Source organism: Pantoea cypripedii (assembly GCF_002095535.1).
Lineage (GTDB): Bacteria > Pseudomonadota > Gammaproteobacteria > Enterobacterales > Enterobacteriaceae > Pantoea > Pantoea cypripedii.
The window spans coordinates 1,181,645-1,205,554 of record NZ_MLJI01000002.1 but is presented as its reverse complement, the minus strand read 5'-3'; the positions used below and the strand labels follow the sequence as shown (position 1 = coordinate 1,205,554).

15 protein-coding genes and 1 pseudogene are annotated in these 23,910 nt (G+C 57.3%); 3 read left to right on the top strand and 13 right to left on the bottom strand.

Annotated elements, in window-relative coordinates:
• Positions 1 to 181: 181 nt before the first annotated feature.
• A complete protein-coding gene (locus HA50_RS26860) occupies positions 182 to 427 on the bottom strand; it encodes a DNA polymerase III subunit theta (RefSeq protein ID WP_084879827.1) in 246 nt (81 codons plus the stop codon).
• Positions 428 to 481: 54 nt separating this feature from the next.
• On the opposite strand from HA50_RS26860, the pseudogene HA50_RS31860 reads away from it, so the two are divergent.
• Positions 482 to 886 (top strand): annotated as a pseudogene (locus HA50_RS31860) (SOS response-associated peptidase family protein); the annotation flags it as partial.
• A 454-nt stretch (positions 887 to 1,340) separates the two neighbouring features.
• Here the strand turns inward: HA50_RS31860 and HA50_RS26850 are convergent.
• Positions 1,341 to 1,865: a phospholipase D-like domain-containing protein gene (locus tag HA50_RS26850; protein WP_084880273.1), complete on the bottom strand. Its 525-nt coding sequence runs from the start codon at positions 1,863 to 1,865 to the stop codon at positions 1,341 to 1,343.
• A 162-nt stretch (positions 1,866 to 2,027) separates the two neighbouring features.
• On the opposite strand from HA50_RS26850, the gene HA50_RS26845 reads away from it, so the two are divergent.
• Both HA50_RS26845 and HA50_RS26840 read left to right on the top strand, forming a co-directional pair.
• On the top strand, positions 2,028 to 3,149 hold the full coding sequence (locus HA50_RS26845; protein WP_084879825.1) for a hypothetical protein: 1,122 nt from the start codon (positions 2,028 to 2,030) through the stop codon (positions 3,147 to 3,149).
• A 697-nt stretch (positions 3,150 to 3,846) separates the two neighbouring features.
• Positions 3,847 to 4,785: a RepB family plasmid replication initiator protein gene (locus HA50_RS26840; protein ID WP_084879824.1), complete on the top strand. Its 939-nt coding sequence runs from the start codon at positions 3,847 to 3,849 to the stop codon at positions 4,783 to 4,785.
• Between the two features lie 212 nt (positions 4,786 to 4,997).
• On the opposite strand, the gene HA50_RS26835 is transcribed toward HA50_RS26840, so the two are convergent.
• The 11 genes from HA50_RS26835 to traH all read right to left on the bottom strand — a co-directional run bounded on the left by HA50_RS26835 (position 4,998) and on the right by traH (position 23,873).
• Complete coding sequence (locus tag HA50_RS26835; RefSeq protein WP_084880270.1) at positions 4,998 to 5,225, bottom strand: hypothetical protein; 228 nt, start codon at positions 5,223 to 5,225, stop codon at positions 4,998 to 5,000.
• 863 nt (positions 5,226 to 6,088) lie between these two features.
• Positions 6,089 to 7,030, bottom strand: coding sequence for a plasmid replication initiator RepA (repA, locus tag HA50_RS26830; RefSeq protein WP_084879823.1), 942 nt, complete (start codon positions 7,028 to 7,030; stop codon positions 6,089 to 6,091).
• Positions 7,031 to 7,784: 754 nt separating this feature from the next.
• Positions 7,785 to 8,582 carry a DsbA family protein gene (locus HA50_RS26825; RefSeq protein WP_084879822.1) on the bottom strand — a complete coding sequence of 266 codons (798 nt, stop codon included), beginning with the start codon at positions 8,580 to 8,582 and terminating at the stop codon, positions 7,785 to 7,787.
• A 130-nt stretch (positions 8,583 to 8,712) separates the two neighbouring features.
• Complete coding sequence (gene traI, locus HA50_RS26820; protein ID WP_084879821.1) at positions 8,713 to 14,352, bottom strand: conjugative transfer relaxase/helicase TraI; 5,640 nt, start codon at positions 14,350 to 14,352, stop codon at positions 8,713 to 8,715.
• The gene (gene traD / locus HA50_RS26815) at positions 14,349 to 16,856 is read right to left on the bottom strand and encodes a type IV conjugative transfer system coupling protein TraD (RefSeq protein ID WP_084879820.1); all 2,508 of its coding nucleotides are present in this window, start codon (positions 16,854 to 16,856) and stop codon (positions 14,349 to 14,351) included. The genes traI and traD overlap by 4 nt, the downstream gene beginning before the upstream one ends.
• A 121-nt stretch (positions 16,857 to 16,977) precedes the next feature.
• Entirely contained in the window at positions 16,978 to 17,286 is a 309-nt protein-coding gene (locus HA50_RS26810; protein ID WP_084879819.1) for a hypothetical protein, read from the bottom strand.
• 361 nt (positions 17,287 to 17,647) lie between these two features.
• On the bottom strand, positions 17,648 to 17,947 hold the full coding sequence (locus tag HA50_RS26805) for a hypothetical protein (protein WP_084879818.1): 300 nt from the start codon (positions 17,945 to 17,947) through the stop codon (positions 17,648 to 17,650).
• Between the two features lie 81 nt (positions 17,948 to 18,028).
• Entirely contained in the window at positions 18,029 to 18,760 is a 732-nt protein-coding gene (traT, locus tag HA50_RS26800; RefSeq protein ID WP_084879817.1) for a conjugal transfer complement resistance protein TraT, read from the bottom strand.
• Positions 18,761 to 18,889: 129 nt separating this feature from the next.
• Complete coding sequence (locus tag HA50_RS26795; RefSeq protein WP_244193685.1) at positions 18,890 to 19,444, bottom strand: hypothetical protein; 555 nt, start codon at positions 19,442 to 19,444, stop codon at positions 18,890 to 18,892.
• A 39-nt stretch (positions 19,445 to 19,483) separates the two neighbouring features.
• Positions 19,484 to 22,513, bottom strand: coding sequence for a conjugal transfer mating-pair stabilization protein TraG (traG, locus tag HA50_RS26790; RefSeq protein WP_084879815.1), 3,030 nt, complete (start codon positions 22,511 to 22,513; stop codon positions 19,484 to 19,486).
• A complete protein-coding gene (gene traH / locus HA50_RS26785) occupies positions 22,506 to 23,873 on the bottom strand; it encodes a conjugal transfer pilus assembly protein TraH (RefSeq protein WP_084879814.1) in 1,368 nt (455 codons plus the stop codon). The genes traG and traH overlap by 8 nt, the downstream gene beginning before the upstream one ends.
• Positions 23,874 to 23,910: the final 37 nt, after the last annotated feature.

Below are 23,910 nucleotides of genomic sequence, written 5' to 3'. Positions count from 1 at the left end.
TCATTGATTGAAAAAAAACAGATGATAGATATGTCTGGCCGCCATTTTTACGGCGGCACTGTTCGTCGACGTCCTGTGGACGATCAGCAGTATGCTGGGTTCGACTACTTCATCACATAAGAAGTAAAAATCCTCTGAAGGTTGTGTCAGTCCAAACCTGCCCCAAAAGGCCCACACCCGTTTATTCGCCCTTCGATTCTTTCTGATAAAGGGGATCGGTTCCGCGCGGGAACTGCAGGGCCAGATTCCGGTAATGCTGCAGGCGTTCCCTGAAGTAATCGCGTAGCCCCTCAGGCTGTTGCCTTTCAACATCAGAGGGGATAATGGGCTGATTAAGGCGCTCTTTGTACGCCACACCTGAAGCGGCCAGATCCACGTTGACCTTCGCGCGTTCCTCCGGGCTTCGTGCAGCTAAATTCTGTGTCATGTTGAATCCTCCTGACATCAGTATACCCCGCTATCCTTACAGCAGGAGGTGCCTGTGTGCGGACGATTTGCGCAGTACAGTAGCTGGTATGAGTATTTTGACTCACTTGGCCTGAATCCGGATGAAATCACGTATGACCCTGAACCCATAGGGCGGTATAACGTCGCGCCCGGCACGAAGGTGCTGCTGCTGAACGATCGCGAGGGGGAGCTGCATCTCGACCCGGTTTTCTGGGGATACGGCCCGGAATGGTGGGATAAACAGCCGCTGATTAACGCGCGCAGCGAGACGGCCGCGCGTGGTCGCATGTTTAAACCTCTGTGGCACCGAGGTCGCGCCGTAGTGCCCGCAAATGGCTGGTTTGAATGGCAAAAACAAGGAAACAGCAAACAGCCGTTTTTCATCCATCACAGAGACAAACAGCCACTCTTTTTTGCCGCGATCGGTAACCGCTGCTTTTTCCTCCCCGGCTTCTTTCTTCTGCAGCCCGGTGGGCAGGCGGATCACGAACGCGCCGTCAGCATCCTTCTTCACGACGTCAGTGGTGTATATTGCCGCCTGCCGTTCGTCGGGCCAGACGGAATAAAAGCGGCAGTCCGGCGTGTGGTCATGCCCCGTAAAAGCGTAAGAGGAAAGCCAGCACAGGTCCGGGCTCTGCGACAGATGAACTTTCAGACGCCGTTTCACCTCTTCACCTTCCGGCGGCAGGCACTGGCAGGTCACAATGGTGGTAAGTTTATTATCCCGCGCGTGCCTCAGCCAGCGCTGCCAGTCGGCCACGCGATCCCGCTGAAAATCCGCGCCGGCTTCCGACACGCCCCGGAGGCCTGAAAATCTTACGGTGTACGCTGTCTTTTTACCCATAACATTTCTCCTGTCACGGAATGCGGTTATCCCTGCCTGACGCAGTCCGTTATTTTCTGTCGCAGGGAAGCGGCACTGACTCATCCCACAGCCGGTTAAATTCAGTCTGATATTCGTCAGTAACCTCGCGGTCACCGTTTATCACCACCACATTTTCCGCATTCCTGTTCGCGGCCGCCGCGGTGAAATTAAAAGAGCCGGTTTCAACCAGGTTATTTCCGGTGACGATAAATTTGTTGTGCATAATGCGGTAGCGGCTGCTGAGCCGCACCGGAATGCCGGCACAGGCGAGCTGATGCGCGGGCAGCCAGGCCTGGCGGTTTGCCCCGGCGTCGGCGACCAGCCGCACGGCCACGCCCCGGTACGCCGCAGCCGCGAGCGCATCGGCCACGGGCCAGCTGGTGAATTCATACGCCGCAATATCAGCGCTCAGTTGTGCGCTGTTGATGGTCTGCAGTACCCGCGCCTGTGCCGTCCCGCCGGGAGAAAACCCGGCTGAGATACTGACCTCTGCATAAACGCCGGGCTGATTCAGCAGCAGTAAAATAAATGCGAATATATATTTTTTCATCATGCGCCACGCAGTAAATATCATGATTTTAATATTACACAATAACCCCCTTCAATACACCGACTGTTATTCAGTCAGAGGTGACTATTCCATAAATCACTTAATAATTTTACTAAAGCTTCCTTTCTGATTTCCGATAATAAAAATAACAGCGGAGGAAAAAATATGAATTCATTTCACGAACTGAATACGATGACATCCCGCGGGGATATTAAAGGCGCATTTGCATTAATCCGTGACTGGCCGGAAAATATCGCGCGTAAGATAATGAAAAAGGCCGGTTACAGCGTGCCATCACACACCGGACGCGCGTTCTGGCTGTGGGTGCAGCAGACGCTCACGCAGTCGGCCCGTGAACGACGTGGTGGTTATGAGGAAAACCTCCGGCATGACAGAACCGTTCCGGATTATCGCCGGCAGTCACAGGATGATTACCTCATGTATACGCAGATCATGTCCGGGTCAGTCCGGGATGACAGCACCACTCCTGAACGAAATAACAGCGTGGAGGCCCCCGAACCGGAAAATATTATGCCGCCAGTATCTGCCCCGGCCCGAATGGAAGACAATGATGCTAATGAGGATAATGATATGTGTGAAGCGCTGAACAACCTGCCTGATCCTGAAGTTCCAGATATATCAGACTGTTTGTGTTCAGAAAAAACGGAGAAAATAAGTCAGGCCATCCTGCGCCGTAATGTCTTTATTTTATATAGCACACCGGTATTATTAATAATACTTGTCAGCATTTCACAGTTATTTACGCTGCCTGCCGGTACTGCGGTGAAGAATGCTGTTGCCTCGCTGGCTGTGTATTTTGCTCTGTTACTCGGAGGTGTATTTCTGTTTCACGTACTTGCAGAGAGAACAACACGTTCAGGAAAGCCTTATTCCACAGGCAGGGCAGATCATTTTCTGATAAAAAAATTTTCACCAAGGGCGTACAGACCCGGGCGTTATATTGGCATCAGGCTGACGGCTGATTTAAAACCGGCTCAGTCAGCAAAATGGATACATGCCCTTGCAGAATACGTCGTGAAGGAGAGATGTTCCAGAGCCGATCCCCTTATCATCCGTTCACACCTGCTTTGTTTACCGCGCTGGCGAAATAGACTGGTAAGAGAACTTACAGCAGCAGGGATGTCATGCCACATCCGTACCAATCTTCCACTACTGTTTCCACGAAAGCTGACCTGGCTGACAGCGGCGGTACTGGCTCTCAGAGGTCACATTCCTCCCATATACGGGCGCGAAGCTGAAATCGTCGTCACGCCCGGTCCGGACTGAGCATCTCCGGGTTCGGAGAATAACCGTGCGGAAAACCACGTTCACAAATTAACATGTTGATTTGTATGACGGCCAATTAATCAACGGGGAGCAGGTCATTCAGAACCCTATATCAGCAGAACAGGAAGCAGGATTTTTTCAGCCGTCTCCGCTACTTCCTGTAATTCTCAGTTTATGAATTTATAGCCATGATTTTAATGGAGTAATAACGAAAGCAGGGTAGGTGATGAAATGCATCTTGACCCTGTAGTGCTCGCCACAGTCCTGTGACCGGGCCAATGGCCCGCGAACAGGCGAGGAAGCGCAATTTCGCAGGGCGTGCATATTGCAATTACGCACCTAAATGTTGTTCAAATTGCCTTTTATTGAATTTATTCACAGGATAGATCTAATTATTTAGTACCTATGAGGATCTTTAAAGGGATCTTATTTGGATCTATGAAAGATACTGAAAGGATCTAAGTTCTTTTTTTATTATATATTTCATCTAGTTACATAGATTAAAGTTCCTGCTTACATGCTTAAAGTTCTTTGTTTCATGTTAGAGGTTCTTGCTTTCATGCACAAAGTTCCTGCTTAAATGCTAATGGTTCTTGCTTTCATGCTAAAAGGTTCCTACTATCATGTAAAAAAAGTTCCTACTTGTATGACAAGTTTTGCAATACTCACATGACCTACTTTTGTGGATTTTATAAAAATGTCTAATTATGACAGTGACTTAAATCTCCATATTGAAACAAAGAACCAGTCTACCGGGCAGGTTGAACACATAATTTCCACATCCACTAAAAGCATACAGCCTCTTTCACTACTGAGATTAAGTGTTTTTACACCCATGCAGGCTGTGGAAAAAGGCAAAATCAAGGATGCTGGTTCACGTACTCCGATTGATGCCATCAACGACTTTCGTCAGCTTGAAATCGTTGAGAGAGAAGGGTACTCATCTGCTGTTATAACTGGTCCCAAACTTGATATAGAAACTGATTTCAAAGTCTGGATTGGGGTCATATCAGCCTTTACCCATTTTTCGTCACAAAATGGCGTTATTACAATGAGTTTTGCAGATTTAGCCAGGCTCTGTGATATAGATTCACGGCAAGTAAATAGACGCCTCAAAGAACGTCTTGCTCGTTCGTTATCAAAGCTGAGTTCCACGTCTATACGCTTTTCAAAGCCAACACCTGAAGGTGATGCAATTGCGACAACACACCTTATAGGATCCTCCATAGCCGATCCGGAAGCAGACGTTGTCAAATTAGCTTATGACACTCTCTTAGCTGACTTTTACAAGTTGGATATCAAACGTATTTTGAAGCTGAAAGTATTGAACAACTTAAAAAGGAACGAAGTGGCCAAAGCCATTTATACCTTTCTTGAAGGATTACCCAATAAACCTGGTGAGGTCCAGATTGTGTCGGCCAACCGGCTGATGGCAAGACTTGATCTGAAATCAGAGCCTAAAAAGCAAATGTTTATTATTCGTAAGGGACTAAAAACATTAGAAGAAATCGGTTACCTGTCTTATCAGGAAAGTTTCAAACGTATTAATGGTAAACGAGAGTTTTACTTCACTATAAACAAACGTGATCCTGACCTGGGTGAATCCATAAGTAGGACCAGGAATGTTGGTGCCTGAAGGTTCCTGCTTACATGAAAAGTTCCTCAATGTATGCGAATGAAGAGCCGTCCGCTTTTATGCCCCCTTTTAATCAGTTGAAGCATCTCAATTTGATGGACAGTCAATAGGTTTCTTGTCACTGAGCATGAAAGCAGGAACCTCGTTCTGTCTTGTGATTTCATACATGCGGGAACTTTTTAATGTGTCTACACGCCACTACTGTCTCATAGTTATAGCGGTGGCTCCATCAACTGCTCAATAGCAAAAATAAGCGCAGGTTCAGCCTCATCTGTCTTATTCACCTGTTCTCTGAGCAACAGCAACAAATCGCGTTTAATCTCTTCGCGACTGATTTCCTCTCCATTACCCGCTTTGCTCAGGCAGACCATACCGGTGAGCCGGCACGCTTCCCAGTAAGTGGATTTTATCAGTTCGTCTTCGTTCTGAGAGTCTGTCATCAGGATATCTCCTGTACTGATTTTTTTATGCGCAACGCGCATGGAGGCGTCAGCAGAACGAACATGTATTGCTGACGGTAAGGGACGCCGTGACCCGGCGAAGCCGGTACCGGTCTGATAGTTTCTGCCAATCCATCCCTTCGCCCTGCCAGAGCCATATCCGCTTTCAGCACTGTGAAAGCCACTGTACGCCGTCGGAGTGGTCACGGCAAGGCGGAGCCGCAGCCGGGGCGTATCTCCGCGTTAGCGGGCCGTCAGGGCCGCTTACGGGCGTGTTCACCAGAGCGTGAAGCAAAATCGCTGACAGCGACTCATTTTATGTAGTTACAGCATTCATTTATCAGCCACTGCAGTTCCGGCCCTTTGGGCCGGTGGCGGGGGCTGTTCAGTGGGGGCAACCGGGTTTCAGATGTGGCGCAGGTCTGGTCCGGGAGGGGCGCGGGGCTTCAGAACCAGGTTATTTCTGTGCGTAAATGTTTGTTGTAACTAATATTGCACCCAGGGGCCCGCGTCAGCGGGAGCTACTTTTATATTCTGAGCTGCGCGGACGCTTGCGGCCGCTGCAGGCGAAGGCCTTACTTATCCACGCAGAATGCCTGCATGAAAAACTATTTATCTTTATGAAGATCTCTTCTGACGAAAGTCAGGAATATCTTGCAGGTAGTGCTGACTGTGTTTACGGGTAAAAGCCGGATACTGATTGCGGGTAACTGTGAAGAAAAAAGAAGTGGCATCTGTTATGGCCACTTTTTCTGTTTTCCGGGGGAAAATGCCGGCGCGGCGGAGTCCCTGCACCGGCCATTTTGCGATCGGCACAAATGCCTTTACCGCCAGTTAAGGCGGTTAAAGAAAGGGGGAAAGCGCTAATGCACGATATCGGGTATAGGGTGTGGGCTGGCTTCATAATCCAGCCCCAGGTCCAGCTGCCTGAGACGATTCCAGACCTGACGGTCAAACTCCTCCGGGGGAAGGTGCATCCACTCATGCGCCGGACGGGCGCGCAGCAGCCTTGCCATCGCATTACGCCGGTCATCGATCGGCAGCTTACTCAGACGCTTACGACGCTTCAGTTTTGAGGCTTTTTCCCGGCGACTCAGCAGCGTGGCCATGCGCATGTTTTCGTACCAGCGCCGGCGGGCGGCGCGGACCGAATCATGCGTGCCGGGTTCAGTGATGCCGTCAGCCTCCGCCGCAAGGCGGGCGTTACGTTCTGCCAGGAATTTATCCATGTCGATGCCGCACAGCTGCCAGAACCGGTCAGTCAGCACAATGTGACGCGGCATGCAGTATCCCGTCACCGGGTCCGTTTCCAGGTCCGGCCGTTCAGTCAGGCCGAAGCGTTCCCACTCTTCGAAGAGGCGGGAAAGCCGGGAGGGTTCAACGCGGGTTTCAGGAATGACCTTACCGTTCTCATCCCGGGGACTGAGCTCGTCAGCCAGTTTGCTGCAGTTGAACGTGACGACAGACGTGGCCAGATCGGCGCGCTGGATCAGCAGCGGCCATATCGCATCATACAGCGCCTGCTTTTCCGGCCGGAAATCACGTTTGCGTCCGGCCGCATCGCGCAGCTGCACAAAATACGGGTGGCGGGACATGCGCTGGCGCAGCACCATTTTTCCGGTGCGCCTGTCCTTCATGACAAGCCGGCTCATGGCATGTCCCATCTGTCCGGGCAGACGCCGGAAATTAGCGGGTGCAAACCATTCAGGGTTTGAACACTTACAGACAACGGAGTGATCGCCACGACGGCGTCCGTCTTTTCTGAGGTTCGGGCCGTTTAACCCGATTAAAATCTGGTCATTCACCCTGTCCCGAACTTATGGCGGACAGGGGTTGTCTTATGAATAGCATGCGTTATAATCCTTCACAGGCGCAGCGCCTGCTTTTGAACCCCCTGATTTCTGTCAGCCCGCCAAAGTTGAGCAGAATCGGGGGGTTTTTGCATTCAGAGCCCGGTCAATCCCGCGCTCCGTACCCTGGACGTTTTTACGGATACGTCCCATCCGGTTAAATCTTTCCCGCGCCGCGCATGTCCGGCCACAGGTTTTCGCACATCCTCATCGTCAACCACCACAGTATTCGACAAGGATCTAAAAAAGGATCGCCGCCCGGCGAATTCTGAAAAGAATACTCATCTCAACCGGTTAAATCCAGCACAGATTACACATGGCACGAATCGTATGGATAAAAAAAGTTCACCGTCCGGAAATGCCGTGACCTGCTTCATATCTTTATTCTGACTTAACCGAAATCACGCGCATGGCGGTGCGGTGAACGGAATTCAGTCAGGAAAAAACAGACCATTAAAGACGGTTAAATGTGAACTGCGGGCGGGTGACATGATCGCTGACGATCGCGTTTAACAGGCAACGGGCAGACCCTTCAGGCTGAGGCGTACCACAGCAGCGCGGGGAACGAACAGCCTGAAGGGCCTGTCCGTTTAAAGGGGTAAAGTTCTCAGACGGTTAGCCGATAGTCTCCCCGCGACCGGCCGGTGTACCCCATGACATAAAAGCCGGCGCTGCTGGTTTGCCCGGGTATGTGCCCCCCGGGCTTTTTTCAGCCTTTCGCTGCGCGGTCTAAGGCCTGCAGCATCGCCTGTTCGCCGGCCATTCCCGGAAAGACGGTGGTGTTTTCCGCCGTGGCATTTTCTGCCGGCATCACGATGATACCCGGCGTACCGGTCAGCCCCAGCATCTCTGCCAGCTCATCATTGCCTTTTATCAGCGCATCAGACTGACTGTAGCCGGTCACGTTCTCCGGTCCGGCACCGGCCGCGGTGGCCACCTGCTCAATGTCCTGTACCGTCAGGTGTCCCTCATTGTGACCGGTGCGGTAAATCCCGTTGTGATAGGTCATATACGCCCCCGCCCCCTTCTGCCGCCAGATATCCAGCCCGCGACGGGACGCCGCTGTGGACTCCTGATAACGGCCGGCAAAGATGGTCCAGTCACGGAAGACGAAGCGTACTTCCGGTCGGGCAGCCATGACTTTTTCCATCACCGGCGCCATCGCGCTGCACACGCTGCACTCGTAGTCAAAAAACTCTGTCACAATCACCTTTGAACCGGCAGGTCCCTTTACCGGTACGCCATTGAGCTGCATCAGCAGCCGGTGGCCGCGCAGTGCCGATGCCGTCAGGGCCTGCCGCTGCAGTTCGGCCTGACGGGCCTGCAGCTTTTTGCTCACCTCGATAAGCACCCCGGGATGAGAAACCAGGTAATCCGCGGCAATTTCCCCGATGCGGGCCTGCTGGGCGGGGGTAAAGTCAGCGTTGTCTGCCGCTGAGGCAGAAACGGAGGGCAATGCGGTGCTGATGGCCAGCATAACTGAGGCCATCCTGAGATAATTATTCATCGTATTTTCAGCTCTGTATGAGGGGAAATATCTGAAGCCGCACAGCATGAACAACAGGGTTCTCACCGCGGCATTCACGCAATACAGCAGGCATATTCTGCCGGACGTGCCCGGCAGAAGGTGTCAGGCACTAACGCTCTTTCTGGATGTTGCGGCTGTGTCCGGGTGCCGGTTCCTGCAGGTTTTTCTCCTGTTCAGCTCTCTGCTGCTCAGCCCGTGTGTCTGCTGCCAGCTGCCGGTCCTCCGGCAACCCAGCGCTGAGCCCGGCGGCAAGCTGCTGCTCGGTCCGGTCATCGGCAGAAAGTACTTTTTCCGGCCCCGTCGGCAGAGGGATATCACCGGGTAAGGGGTCACCCGTATCCTGCCGTTGCAGATGTTTATATGCGTCGGCATCCTTCGATACCGTGCGTTCCTTACCCGGGACGGATGGCTCTTCAGTAGCCTGCTCCTTCATTTCATTACCTGTCAGGGTTTCCGCAAGCCCACGTTCATTCACATCAGGGATCTCCATCCCGGTGGTGCGATCTTCCTGCTCCGGCAGAACATCCGGCATCTTCCCGTCACGGGCGGCCAGTTCACGGACCTGTTCATCACGAATAACCGTACTGCCGGAAGACGCCGGTTCCTCCGGTACGATCTCCGCAGTTTCAGCGGCCTGCACCACGTCCCGGACAGTGCTCTCCGGCTCCGGTATCTGACCTCCTGACACTTTCAGCAGCTGACGCGAGGGTTCCTCATCTCCGGTCTTCATCAGTATCCCTGAGTCGGGATAATCGCGGGCTGTACGCAACGCCTCAGCAAGACTCTCCGTCACCCGCGTTTCACCGTTCCGGCTTTTCCGGAACAGCGCAGCCTGTGCCCCGCCGGTGATAAGCTGACGCACCTCACCCGGCTGTGGCTGACCGGCTTCCGCCGTCAGCGGAACCAGCGTCAGCCCCGCCGCCCTGCCGTTGCCGTCATACACCGGCAGCGCCAGATGCGCGTCCGGGTATTTCTTCGTCGGCGGGATAATCCGGGCGGTGAGCGGTGCCCCCTTCAGCCCCTGCCCGCGCAGGAAGGCGCGCCCGAGCGCCGTTTTCGACAGCGGCTGCCCCATCGCCCAGATGGCCCGGGCCTGTGCCCGCTCCGGCTCCGGTGACAGGGCATCGTGCGCGGTTGCCGGACCGTTTTCCCTGCCCTGCAGCGTGCCCAGCCAGTCTTTCAGTCCGTCGGTGTAAATCTGCACATGGTCCTTCGCGCGCGAGGCGCTGATGTAAAAGGCCCGCATTCCGCTCATGTTCGCGCGGGCCCCCTCCGTCCCTTCCAGCGCTATCACGTAGTCGGTACTCGCCCCCTGGGCACCGTAGCCGGTTACCGCCCAGGCATAGTCCACATGCCGGTCCGCCGTGACGGCCTTCGGGTCGATGACCTTTTCACCCTCCCGGTTCTGCAGCACAATCTCACCGTTCTCCCGCAGCGCCGCCACGCGGTACTGCTCGTGCGCGGCATGACCTGCCTGTTTCTGCGTTTTGTTCAGGCGCACGCTGTCGCCTTCCCTCAGCTCAATTTCCCGCCGCTCAAACACCTCGATTTCGGTGGCGTTGAGCTCCGCCGGCGACCAGTACTGCATCCGCCCGCTTTCATCCCGCAGCAGCACATGCTCTGTTCCCCGATCAACGCCGGTCACGGTCAGGTAGCGTTCATTTGCCAGCACCACCTGACCGGCCTTCCAGTCCCTGATGCGGTTAAAGTCGTGGCGGCCGCCGGTGATGCGGTCCAGTACCGGCACCATGACGGCTTTCCCGCCCAGCTCTTTTCGCTGTACCATGCTGGCGTGGATACCCTCATTGATGGCGCGACGGTCCTCATGCAACTGCACCACAATCATCGTCTGCTCCCGGGCGGCTTTCGTGCGGCCGATATAATCCGCCACGATGTTGCTGACCGGTGACGTTGTCTCCGTCACCGAGCGTGACGGGACCACCTCACCGGCTTCCCGCGGTACCGTCCCCGGCGACACCCGGTTGATTTTCTCCAGCGCCGCCGCCGCTTTGTTTTCGATAACGCTGTAGACGGCGGACTTCAGGTTTGCGTCGCGCTGGCGCACAATCTCTTTCATCACGGCGACATCGATGGGGCTGCGCTCCTGCATCAGCCGGAACGGGGCCCCGCTCTCCGGGGACTCCAGCTGCGCCACGTCCCCGACCGGCACGGCGCGCCCGTCACCGGCCGCAATCGCGCGGTACGCTGCCGCGGTGTCCTGGTTGCCCAGCATCGAGGACTCATCGATGAGAAACAGGGTATTGCCGTAGCGGACCTCTTCACCGGCAGCGGTGCGCTGCTGCCAGTCCAGCACGAACGACTTCAGCGTCTGCGCCTCTATGCCGGTATCCCGCATTTCCTTTACCGCGCGATGCGTGGGGGCCAGGCCGATAATCAGCGGACGCCCGCTCTCCGGCAGGGTTTCAATGGCCGCCTTCACCGCCTTAAACTGCGTGGTTTTACCCGTCCCGGCGTACCCCTGTACCGCCGTAAAGCGGTCGGGACTCTGCAGAATGAGCGTGGTGGCCGCCTGTTGCCCGGCGGTAAGCCCGGTCAGAAGCGCCGGACCGACGGTGGCCATCAGCGGCACGACCGCATTCTTGCCGGCCGCAATCTCCCCGATAATCGCCTTTTCCATTTCCCACGTTGCGCGGGAGACAAAGCGCGGCTCGCCGCTGACCTTCACCGGCATCAGCTCACCGGCCTTCACCTGACGGGCAATTTCGGTCCGGAGCACCGGGACGTTGCCAAGAAAGTTCTCAGCCTCCTCCAGAAGCTTGACCTCGGGAAAGGACACATGGCGCATCTGCGCCACGGCGCGGGATACGGCCTTCTCCGCATCCGTCAGCAGGTTCGCGTTCAGCGTCTCCAGCGCGTCGCTGACCTCCTCCCGGCCGCTGGCCTGTCTGACCAGCGCCACCGGGGAACGGCCGGTGCGCAGCCGCATCATCTTCTCCTCCGCCCGGTTCAGCGCCTCTCCGGTAAAAATTTCGGCCTCAGTGCCGGACTGTGCCAGGGCGTTCATCATGTTGACTGACAGCTCCCGGCTGCTCAGGCTCGCCAGCACCGTGCCCCGTTCGTTATCCCGCGCGCCCGGCGCGCTGACGTATCCGTGGGTGACGTACAGGGGACGGTCCGTGGCGATGCGCAGCGGCTTCTGCTGCCCCTCCCGCATCACCGTCATCCCCCCGTTCTCCAGCGCCGTGACGGTCAGACGGTCACGCGCTTTCAGCCCGGCAGACCGGTCTGCGGCGAGGGCGAACAGCTGCTCACCCTGCGCGATACTCAGCTGTTCCCGGGTGAACAGACGCCAGTCGGCGGTGAGCGTGCTGAGTTTTACCCGGCTCAGCACGCCGTCGCCGTCGATAAGCGACAGCATGCGGGTGTCGTCATGTACCCGGTCAATCATGTAGTGACGGATTTCCTGACGGTCGCTGCGGTCTTCCAGCACCATTCCCGGCCGGTACGACGCCGGCAGCTTCCGCTCCTTCGCCGTGATGAAGACCGGCGTGCGCGCCTCCACCTGCACGGTGTCCCGGCCGAGCTTCCCGGCATTCTGCAGCGCATCGCGGATGTACCCCGTCAGCTGCTGCTGTTCACGCGCGCCGGTCACGGCCGCCGTAACCGTATTGTCCGGGCCGCTCAGGTCGGTAAAGCGCTCTGCCAGCGCACGGTAGCGGTCACGTTTGTCCTGAATGCTGAAAACGCGCGCCTCCAGCCCCGGTCCGGGGGCCGTCAGGCTGAGGCGTTCAACACCGGCCGAGGCCAGCACCGACAGGGCATTCGTGTTCGACTGGCGGCCGGCGCTGTCGAGAAACAGCAGCTGGGCGTTCTTCTCCCGCGCCTCGCCGGTCAGGACCAGCATCTCCTTCAGCCCCAGCTTCTCCGCTCCCTCAATAATCAGCGTGCTCCGGGGCGCCAGGCTGAAGGTTTTCTCCGTCACGCGGCTGCGCTGCAGAAGGGTATCTTTCAGCAGCGCCGATTTGCCGAGGGTCAGGGCGCGTTCGGCACCCGAGGCCAGGACGCTGACTTCCCGGCCGTTATCCCGTGACATTGTCACCAGTTCCTCCACCGTATCACGCAGGCGCTGTACCGACGCCGGGGCGCTCAGGATAGCGATGGTTGCCCTTTCCGCCTGCTTCAGGTGGTCTGGCGTGGCGGTATCCGGCTCGCGGAAACGCACCACGCGGTTCTCCTTTATGATATCGGCCGCCAGTGACTGCACGGACAGCTCATCCAGCAGGTGAATGTGGGAGGTGAACACGCCTTTATCCCCGTCCAGCGGGGCCAGCAGGTTGTCACTGATGGCCCGGTCCAGCGCACGGCGCAACTCCGGGATACTGTGCTGCTGCTCACCGGCCTGGTGGGCCGTCAGCAGCAGGTCACCGTAAGTAAAGCGCGTCCGGCTGTCACTCAGTACCGAAATGGCGGTGCGCACGGCGTCCATCACTTCCCCCGGCAGGGGCGGTTCCTCTCCGGGCTCCGTCCGTGCCGCCTCGCGTTCACGGGCATCACGCATCACCCCCTGAATATCAAAATCCACGCTGTCCATCTGACGCTGCCAGCGCGCTTTCAGGCGGGCACGACCGTCCGGGGTTTCCGGTTTTTCGATGGGAGGTTCCTGCTCAGCAGCGGGGGCAGAACGGCCCTGCTCATCCATACCGCCGGGGCCGCCCGGATGCTCCCCGGACGACGGCGTCTCCTGTGCCGGACCCTCCTCCGCTGACAACGTTTTCGCCGGCTGACCGGAGGGGACGGCTTCACGACCGTCAGCCACGTCTGACGCGCTCTTTCCGGGTGAACCGGAACGGCTGACCGCATCCGGCTGCACCACTCCGCCGGTTGTCACCGTATCCGGAGACCGGTCGTATTCTGCCGGGGCAGAAGCCGGTTGTTCCCCCTTCGGGGCAGACGGGCCGTCATCCAGGCGGCTGATATCCTGTTTGGGCCGCCGGGTGTCAAGCGCCGCCACGTCGCGGCTTTTCAGTGAAGCTTCATCACCCACGCGCGCGCTGATTTCGCGGTGCCGGGAGGAAAACTCCTCCAGTACAGCGTCGGTGAAACCTTTCACTTCCCACAGCTCATGCTTTCCGCCGGTGAGTTCCGTCTCATACCCCAGCGCCTCGGTTTTGCCCTTCAGCGCGGTGCGGTACAGCTTCCCGAATGACACCTGATAGCGGTAAAGGGTTTCGATAAACCCGGCCCCGTGAATGGTGTCCGTGGCCAGCGCCTTCCACTTCCCCTCCAGCTCTGTCACGTTGGCCAGCACCGCATGGGTGTGGATCTGCGGGTCAAGATTACGTGAGGTGTCGTGCGTGAACAGGGCGGCCACCATTTTCCCGGTCGCCGCGATGCGGGTCACCCCGTCCCGGGTGTCACGGGCGCTGACCATCTGCTCAACCAGAGCCAGCGTTTCCTTTACCGCCTCATGGTGGGCGGCCAGCAGACGTTTATCCCCTCCGGCCAGAATGAGCATGGAGATGCTTTTCGGGGCCGAAAACGTCAGGTCATGTCCGGGGCGGTGAACGTGACTGCCCTGCACTTCCTTACCCATTTCCACCCCGTTGGGCAGCTTTCCGTGCAGTACGGCGGTAAAGGTGTCCAGGTCCACCGGGCCTTCCAGACCCAGTTCACGGGCACCTTCGCCCAGCCACTGGCTCTGCAGATCGTCCAGGAAATAGTAGTTATCCTTGCTGCTGTAGTAACCGGCCGCGTCCGCGGCGGACGCAACCGGTGCAACGGTCATCATCGCTCATGTCCTCCGGGTTCATGATGCTGGCTCATGGCCTGATACGTTTCGTCATCTTCGCGATGGCGCAGGATGTTCAGCTCCTCATCCGCCATCTGCTGATTTGCCCTGCCGTACTGCGCGGCATACGCTTCTTCACGGCTCTCCGGGTCTGTTTTCCTGTAACCGGCGGTGCGGACTGTCAGCTGACCCGCTTCGTCTTTATCCGCCAGCATGTGCAGTTCGGGGGTTTCACCTGCTGGCGTGCTGCTGTCCTCCTCACTGCCTCCGGTGCTGTTGCGATCCTGAAGACGGCGAATACGGTCCAGTGCAGGCATTCCTGCTGCCGGCACTGGCGTAGCGACAGCAGGAGTTCTGGCAGGAGGCAAACGGGGAGTGAGACGGCGGACATTGGCCGGCAAAACGGTCGCACTGCTTCCGCCGGCGTCGTTATCTGCATGAATGACCGGTCCCCCGGGGCTCTCCGGAGATACCGTAACTGCCCTGTCTTCAGCGGCCGGGCTGGCTGCCATGACGGGTTTCCCTGCAGCAGACAGTGATGCAGGTGTCAAAGGTGCCCCGGCGGGTTTGTCTGTGCGTGAGTGAGAGGAAGGTTTCTCAGAACGGCTGACAGCGGAGGTTTTATTCTCTGCTGCCTGACTGTGGCTGCCCTCCAGAATTTCCTCGCCGGTCGGGAAGCGGATATGCGCCGCGGTGGTCGCACGTTCGTTGCCGGTAATAATCGCTTCAAGTTCCGGGCTGAGGCGGTCGCGGAAGTCGCGCTCAATGAGCGCCCGATGAGACTTTTTCTGCTTCCGGTATTTCAGGCTGAGCTTCACCACCGGATACTCACCCGGCAGGCGCACGTAAAAGCGCAGGTTCGGCATTTTCATGATCAGGTCGTAGTCCACGACGGGGTCATTGACCTTGTCTTTGCTGATGGAGATACCGTCACGCACCTGATCCAGACCGTAACTGTTCTGCTCACGCGCCTCGCGCCGGCGCTGATGACCCAGTTCCTCCTCCACCATCTTCGCCACCTCCGCACTCGGTGAGCGCCCGTAAGCGCGGGTGTTCAGCAGGTCGAAAATGGCTTTGGCCATCTCGCGGCCGTAGATGTGCACCAGCTGCGGGATGTTCTGGACGCCCAGCACGAAACAGCCGCCGAACTTGCGCGCCTCCGCCAGCGTTTCGTTGAGCTCGGGGATTTTCTGCAGGCTGGCGATTTCATCACCGACGAACCACACGCGGCGCTCGCTGTTCTCGCCCATGCTCTGCAGCAGCAGCGTGGCCAGCGACAGCCACATGGAAATCAGCGGACGCACCGCCCTGCGGTGGCGGGCCGTGGTGGAGATAAACAGCCAGCTGCTGTCGTACTGCGGACTGGTCATCCATTCCCGGATGCTGAACTCCGGCTTGCCCTCTTTATCCAGCCCCTGCAGATAACGCAGCGATTTGGCGTAGTTGGTGAGCACCGAACGAATGGAGATGGCCGTCTTCTCGATTTTTTCCTCGACCAGGTTGGCCGACGGCGTGTTCTTCAGAAATTCGCGCAGGCTTTTCAGGTCGATGGAGAGCAGGGTCTTCAGGAACGTCTCAATGCTGCGCGCCGGGTCGGCCGCGAACTGCATCGCACCGTCGCTGAAGATGGTGCGAGAGGAAGACACCCAGAACGGATCAGAGTCCCCCTCCACCGGCATCAGCGCCGCCGTCAGGTTCTCGTAATCAACCACTTCCCGACACTCGCGCCACAGCACCCAGTTTTCACAGCGGCTGTCGTGCGGGTTGAGGATTTTGTCGCGGCGCGGGTTGTAGTGCGTTTCAATGAAGGTGCCGCCGGAGTCGTAGATAATGGCGCGGTCACCGCGGCGACGGATGTAGTCCAGCAGCCAGCGGATGAGCGTGGACTTACCGACACCGATGGTGCCGTGGATGAGGAAGTTCATCACCTCGGCGTTCTTCACCATATGCAGCCCGCCAATCTGCAGGTCGGACTTCTCTCCCGCCTTCTTCAGCAGACGGTTCACTTCTTTTGGCTGGTCGGTCAGCGTCATGCCGGAGATGAACTCGTCCTCGCTCTCCTTTTTCCCGATGCGCCCCACGAACCAGGCGATCAGGCACCACAGGGCAAAGGCCGTGATGCCGCAGACCGTCGCCAGAAATTTCAGGCTGGCCACAAACGCGTCCCCCATTGCCTGCATCCACGGGTCGGCCAGCAGCTGTACCGGGGTCATTTTCGTGGTGCACACCGACGTCCCGTCACCGCAATGCCAGAGGATGTCCCAGGTGGCCGTGGTTGTGCCGGGGGCGAGCCCCAGCAGCGAATGTGACGGCCACGCGGCCCAGTACCAGAAGCCGTTTCGCAGCACGTCGTCGGGCGTGGTCAGCCAGAACAGCAGCGCCACGGCGGCAATGAACAGCAGCAGTATCCAGTGAAATATCCAGTTGCTGACCTGACCAAACATGCGCAGGCGGTAGGCCGTCATCTGACCGCCCTGCGTGAGGTTTTTCGGGGTAAAGCTCATAAAAACTCCGGATAACGCGCAGGTGCAGTCCGCCCGGTTCAGGGCAGACTGTCGTTACGGATAAAACGTGAGAGGCGGGCCGCAGCCGGGCCCGTCAGGGATGAAAAAGGTCGCGGGTACGTTATGCAGCGCGGGAAAAATGAGCAGCCTGACGGCGGGAGGGCCGGAGGAGTGAAACCGCCGCCAGTGACCCCGTGGCCAGCACCGCGCCGGCGGCGAGCACCATAAAGGTCAGCAGCAGCAGCGGGATACCGTCCGGTAACAGGGTACCGGTACTGCGCAGCGCAAGGTCATACGCAAACAGGCTGCTGTTGCTCATCATAAATTTCATCAGCATCACACCGTGAAACCAGAGTACAGAGGCACTCCACGCGAAAAACAGGGTAAACCAGGCAATGAGGGTGCGGACCGCACCGTGATTCTGCAGCATAAAAACTCCTTAATGGATGATGAATACAGGAACAGACTGACGTTAATCACACCCGTAACGCCCGCCACAGTCACAGGCGCCGGCGGCACCTGTGCGAGGAGGCGAAACGTCACGGATAAGACATACGGCACTTACGCACCGCCCGGGCAGGCTGATGCGGTCAGAAAAAGCGTGATGATCCCCGGAAACGGGAGGAGGACGGCACCTGTGGTGTGGGTGCCGTCCTGTTTTGTCCGCAGTACAGGGGGCGGACAGGGGGAGTACAGGTCGTCAGTTATCCGGTGAGAAGCGTGTACCCCTCTTACAGGAAGACACCTGTGGCCGGTGTGGTGGGCCCGGCTGAAAAGTAATAATCCATTTTTCAGTGCTCTGCAAGACGCCAGATAAACCGGAGTACAACGTTAAGTAACATTCCGATGACCAGCCCGGCGATGCACGCCAGCAGCACATACAGCAAAAAGGCCAGCATGAGAACCACCACGAAATGCACGTCTACCGGCATAGCGTCCTGAGCCACTGCCTTCTGCACAATGGACAGGAAGATCCCGGGCGCATGCTCCTGCGTGACAGCCAGAATCAGCACCGTAAAGGGAATACTCAGCAGTACGCAGGTAAACCACGGGGGCAGTAACTCTTTCAGTGTTCCGGCCTTCCTGTGCATTGCTGATCCCTGTGAGTGAATGTCGTGAAACAGTACCATATATAATCATAGAAACGGCACCGGGGTGCCGCTCAGGGTGACTTACATAATCCCGGCAACCGACTTCGCCAGCTGGGCTTCCAGCACCGGCTTCGCTTCCTCAAACTTCAGGTTGACCTTGTTGGCGTTTGACACGACGCGGGTCTGGTATTTCATACGGTTACCCTCCTCGCTGCTGGTCTGCAGCTTGATACCGGACGTTCCCTGCCGCAGCGCCGCCACGTTATCGGTGGTCACGGACGCTTTGCTGCGCTCTGAAATCTGCAGATCGGTCACCATTGTGTAGTTCACGTCCTCGACCATCGCATCAGCTGCCATACCGGCCAGACCGGCTGCCAGTCCGACGCCGAGGATGGCACCGCCGGAGTTACTGTTGTAAGCAGTAATGCCGCTGCCCAGCGCCGCGCCCATTGCGGCCCCTTCATACCCGCTGGAGAGGAAGCCCTGTGACTCACGCAGGTCCATTTTATCCGCCTTCAGCACGTTGGCCTGAATCCAGTAGTACGCGGCATCCGGAGAAGACGTCACGGTATAGCCTTTCGCCTGAAGATCCTGCGCCAGCAGGGTCTGCAGATCGCTCATGTCTTTATCGGAGGTATTACGCACCTGCAGATAAACCGTTTTCTGACTGGACGGCTCCAGCCAGACGGTCTGGCTCATCTGAGTTTTGACTTCGAGATTGCGCTTTTTGATGGCAGTGCTCATGGCACCACAGCCGGACAGTAACAGGGAGGCAGCAGCAATGGCCGCCACAAATACATTGCGTTTTTTCATTTACGTATCCTTGTTGAACGGGAAAAGCGGGACAGGCACGCCCCGGGGCACGCTGATTTAATGGGAGTTTACGGAGAGAACCCTTCCGTCAGAGTGCCGGAAGGGAATATCGGCAGATGCTGTGAGAACTTAAATCTTTTTGATTAGATTGCTGATTTTTTCCAGAGCCAGACCTGCTCCGAGGCGATTGATTTCAGCACCAACAATCATATTCACTGCAAATAATAAGGCGAACTCTAAAGCTGGGATCGCAAGTGCGGCCCAAGCTTTAAATACGGATAAGATTGCTGAAACAAACATAAGAAGCAGAAAAACATTCACTGTTCGTTTGGCAATTTTACGTAGATGGCTAAGAACTAATGAATTACGCCGAGCATTTTCAGGTACGGCCATGTACAGCATGAGATTATTGTAAGTCATAAAAGCAAAAAGTAGTCCAATCAATAGGGTTGGGACAACTACAGCCCAACCATCACTTAGAAAGTAAAAATAGTACCCTTGTAGTGAAAACTGTGAATCAGACAAACTCGCGTAGCCAATAACATCACTCATGAATGCTGCAATTAAAGCAATTGCCGGTACTACAAAGCTCAGTTTTAACAACCGTAATGATGAGGGAATCAAGCGATTGCTTGAACTCAAACTCTCAATGAGCATGGAAACATCATCATCGACCTTAGTCATTGTGAAATTACTCATATTCCCTCACATTAAATAGTTTAATTAAGAAGCTTTTTTCTGCTCAGCTCTTAACTTCTCCAGCTTAAGCTTGAATTGCTCAGTTTCAGCATCATCAATTTTAGGCTTAGTCTGCCTCAAGTCTTCTTCCGTCCGGCCTATCTGCTGACTCTTAACCGCACCCTGATGCTCATTTCTGAGTATATCACTGGACGTCTGAACAGTGGTTTTATTTTCAGCGATTTTGCCGTCATTTTCCCTGACAGTTTCCATCAGGCCAGATCTTTGTGCTGCAACCTTGTTGGCCACGTTACTTTCAATGCCGGCACCCGACGCCTTCTCACCCACGCGTTGTGAGCCACTGCGAAAATCTTCGCTCATGGCCTTCGACGGGGCACCTCCCGGCGCGGTCAGGTTACGTTCTCGTGCCTGCACACTTTCCTCTGTGACGCCGCTGCCGTGTCTCTCCACAGACGAATGCTGGCTGGGATGAGACGCCGTGCGGACAGCACCGCCGCTGACAGCTTCCGGCACGCCGTCCCTCTCGACATCACCACTCCGCGCTCCCCCCGGAACGTCCAGTGACTGAGCCGGCTGCAGCGGCTGGCCACTGACCTGGTCAGTCCGCGCACCGTAGTTTCGCATGATTTCCGGCTCAAGCCGTTCGTGCATAAACTCGGTGGCCGCGCCCTGCGCGCTTCTGACGTTGGTCAGGATGTTCTGTGCGTCGCTGCCGTACTTCGCGGTCGTCCAGTCCACAAACTCCTGGTTGTAGTTGGCGTCCAGGCTGGCGCTCTGCGTCTGCGACAGCGTGGCCATGCGGCTGAACTCCTGGCTGCGCGTACTGCTCTCCGTGTACTGGTGGTACTGACTCTTCGCATCGTTGAGCGTCGCCGCAAACTGCTGCGCCTGCGAGGCTGACTGGTTGTCGGTATGGCTGCCCGACTCGGTCAGGCGCGCAGATGTCACCATGTCCATACCTTCGCGGAAGTCGCGGGCTTCCTGACTGCTCCGGTCGTGGCGGTTGTCGCGGCCCTCGGCATGGCTGTCCTGCGTACCGTGTGAGCTGCCGGAAGTATGACGCCAGTCAACGCTGCCTTCACCACCTGCGCTGAGTCCGGTGGCCCACTTACCGAGCTTACCGGCCAGCTGGTCGCCGGAGTCAAATTTGACATAGCCTCTGGCACCCGCCCCCCCCTGGTTGGTGATATCCATCAGCTGGTTATACGCCTGCTGCTCCGAGACATTATGCGATTTCGCGTAGCTCTCCACTGCCGACTGCATTCTGCTGGCCCCGCGGCTGACACTGGTGGCCACGCTGCTGTCGCTGCCCTGCGTCACGCTGTCGCTGTTCCCGCTCTGGTGCGTCAGCTGGTTCATCTGCTGGAAGCCGCTGGTCACGCTGTGATTATACCCGTCCAGCGAGCTCTGCGCCTGCTGCTGCGCCTGGCGCGCCTGCTCGGAGAAGCCGCTGCTGGCCAGGGCGCTGAGCCGCATATTCACCGGCAGGTTCGATATCGCCCCGCTGGTGTCATAGACGCTGTGTCCGTCAGCCGTCTGCGTGTGCATCGAGCCGTTACCGGTCTGGAACGCCTGCTGCCCGGACCGGCGGGTCATGTTGGTGTCGAACTTGTTGGCGTTGACGTTATCCATCGACATGTTGTTGAACGACCAGTTGCCGTCTGCCGTGGTGGACGCCTGCCCGCCGGTAGCAAACGCCGCCGAACTCATAATGCCACCCACTGCCTGCGACGCCACCGATGCTGCGCCTTTCGTCAGGAAAAACGCCAGCACCGGTATCGACATGCTGAGGTAGCCCGCGATGTTCGCCGCATCCGAATGCTGCAGCGCCACCTGGTCCTGATTCGCCAGCACCAGCGCCGTGCCGCCGGTCTTCGACTGCAGGTAGAAGTTGGCCAGCGAGTTCAGGATGGCAAACATCACCGGCCACATCTGGAAGTACAGGAACCCCCCGGCGTAGAGTTTCAGCGTGTTCAGCCCGAAAATGCTGTGGTTGACCAGCGACAGCGCAATCACCAGCGGAAACAGGCCAATCAGCACCAGCATCATCAGCGACTGGAACATCGGCAGGGTGCGGGCCGCTATCACGCCGCCTGCCCCCCAGCTGATGCGCTGTTTGGTCAGGCTGGACTCCGTGGCCAGGTTGAGCAGGTTGGCCGTGTCAGACGAGCGCGCCGCAAACCCTTTCCAGCCGTCCCGGATGGCTGCATTGGTAACGTTATTACGCATAATCTGCGAGGCACTCAGTCCGCCGGCGTAAAAAAAGTTATAGCTGTCATCCATCGCGCTGCTCAGCAGCGCGTTCGCGTCTACCCGGCTGCCGAACAGACGCGTGGCCAGCGCGTGCCAGGTGGTACCGCCGATGCTGATATCGGACCCGATCAGGTTCTGAATGACTACCGCCGCCTGCTGGCAGGTGATGAACTGGCGCCCGCCGCCCGCATCCTGGTACAGACCGCGCAGCGGACTCGGATTGCTGGTGATGAGCGTCAGCGGGTCGGTGCTGTTCAGCAGCTGCGCCACGGTGTATTTGTTGTTCAGCAGAATATCGCCCACCACGCAGTTTTCCACGTAGTCGGTGAGCATCTGCGCCAGCTGCGGGTTCTGCGTGCGGAAGTCAGACGACTGCGCCACAACCTGCGAGCCAAACAGCATGCCCGACTTCGTGTAGGTCAGGGAGTCCGGGCGGGCCAGCGCATAGTCATACAGCTGCGCCACCCCGAAACCGGCCCCCGTCGCCAGTCCGGCGATAGCCGCCAGCCCTGCCGGCACGTTATCCACTTCGTACACCGCCGCCGGGTCCGTGATATCAATAATCTGCACGCTGCGCTTCGGTACCAGCAGCACGGACGTGATGACAAAAAAGATGGCAAACCAGTGCAGAAACACCATCGGGTTGCGTGATTTGATAAAACTGAACATCACGCCCAGCACGCCGAACAGCCCGACGATGCGCTTCAGCGTGCTGAACGTATCCGAGCCGATGATGGTGACCACGCCGTTAAACACCTGCCGCCACATGTCCCCGCCGTAAATGGTCCAGACTTCAGTCATTGCCGGTCCCCCACTGGTAGTTGCCCTGATAAGACGTTGAGATGATTGTTGAGACCTGCTGTTGCAGGTACTGCATGTTGCGGTCGATACCGTCCAGCGCGTTCTGGTCTGCGGTGGACTGCAGCTTCATCTGCGCCAGCAGCGAGGTCGCGGCCATGACGTTGTTGCGCAGCTCGCCTGCCGCCTGCTCCGGGAAGTTTTTGCCCGCCAGTGACTGGCTGGCCTGCTTCACCAGTTCCTGCAGGTACTGGATCATCATGTCCTGCGCGATGAAGTCCGCCACCTGTATCAGGTAGGTCGGGCTCATGCCCATGCTGCGCGAGTTGGTCAGGTACTTCAGCACCGGCACCGAGGTGGTGTTGATGAAGCCCTTCTCTTTATCCGACAGGCCGGTATCCGCGCTGAGTTTGCTGTCGATGGAAATCATCAGGTTACGTACCTGGGTGACCAGTGCGACGTCACTGCTGACGGTGACGTCTTCGACGGTCGGGCCCAGGCAGAGATCCGGTTCATCGCAGCCATAGATTTTTGCGGTTCCCCCGCGCATCAGCACGGTGATGATGTCGCGGTTATCAACCAGCGGCGAGAGGATGGTGACCTGCCCGTCCTTGTTGAAGATGATGGAGCCCACCACGCTCATGACCAGCTCTTTCAGCTGCCGGTTACCGTCAAACAGGTGGTTACGTCCCAGCGCATCCCAGATAAGATTTTTGTTTTTCAGTACCTGGTCTTTTTCAGCGTCAGAGGCCTGACTGGTGACGCTGTCACCCTGCCCGCCCACCGTACAGCCCTGCCGCGATGCCGCCCAGTCCGAGAAAATATTGCTCTCACCGGCAATGTCCTGACAGATTTTCTGGTTCGATACCTGCGAGACCGGCCACAGGCCGCCGATGATCCCCTGTGCGGCCTGACAGGAACTCATGTTCATGGAGTTCACATCCGAGGCCAGCTTCTGCAGGAAGTCTTTAGCCTGCTTGAGCTCCGGGACCATCGTCTGCAGCGCCAGGTCAAAGGCATAACCGGCGGCATTACTCATGATCTGCTTCACGAATCGCTGCAGTTCAGCACCGTTGATGAAGGAAAAGGCCCCCAGATAGGCATCAATCCCGCCGCAGCCGGCATTGAGCGACGGTACCTGCATCGAGATAAGCTGCACCTGCTTGACCGGATTACGCAGATAGACCGAGCCGCCGGTCACGTAACCGGCCGCCTGCCCCTGCCACGCCTGGGCTTTTGATACGTTGCCGTCAAAGCCGAGGCTGCCAAAATAGCCGTTCAGGTCGCCCTGTACGTCGGCCAGCGCCGGTGCACTGATGACCAGGGCCGTGGCAACGGAAAGAAGGAACTGCCTGAGTTTCATGTGATAAAGCTCCGTAACGGGCCAGGTATGTGAAACC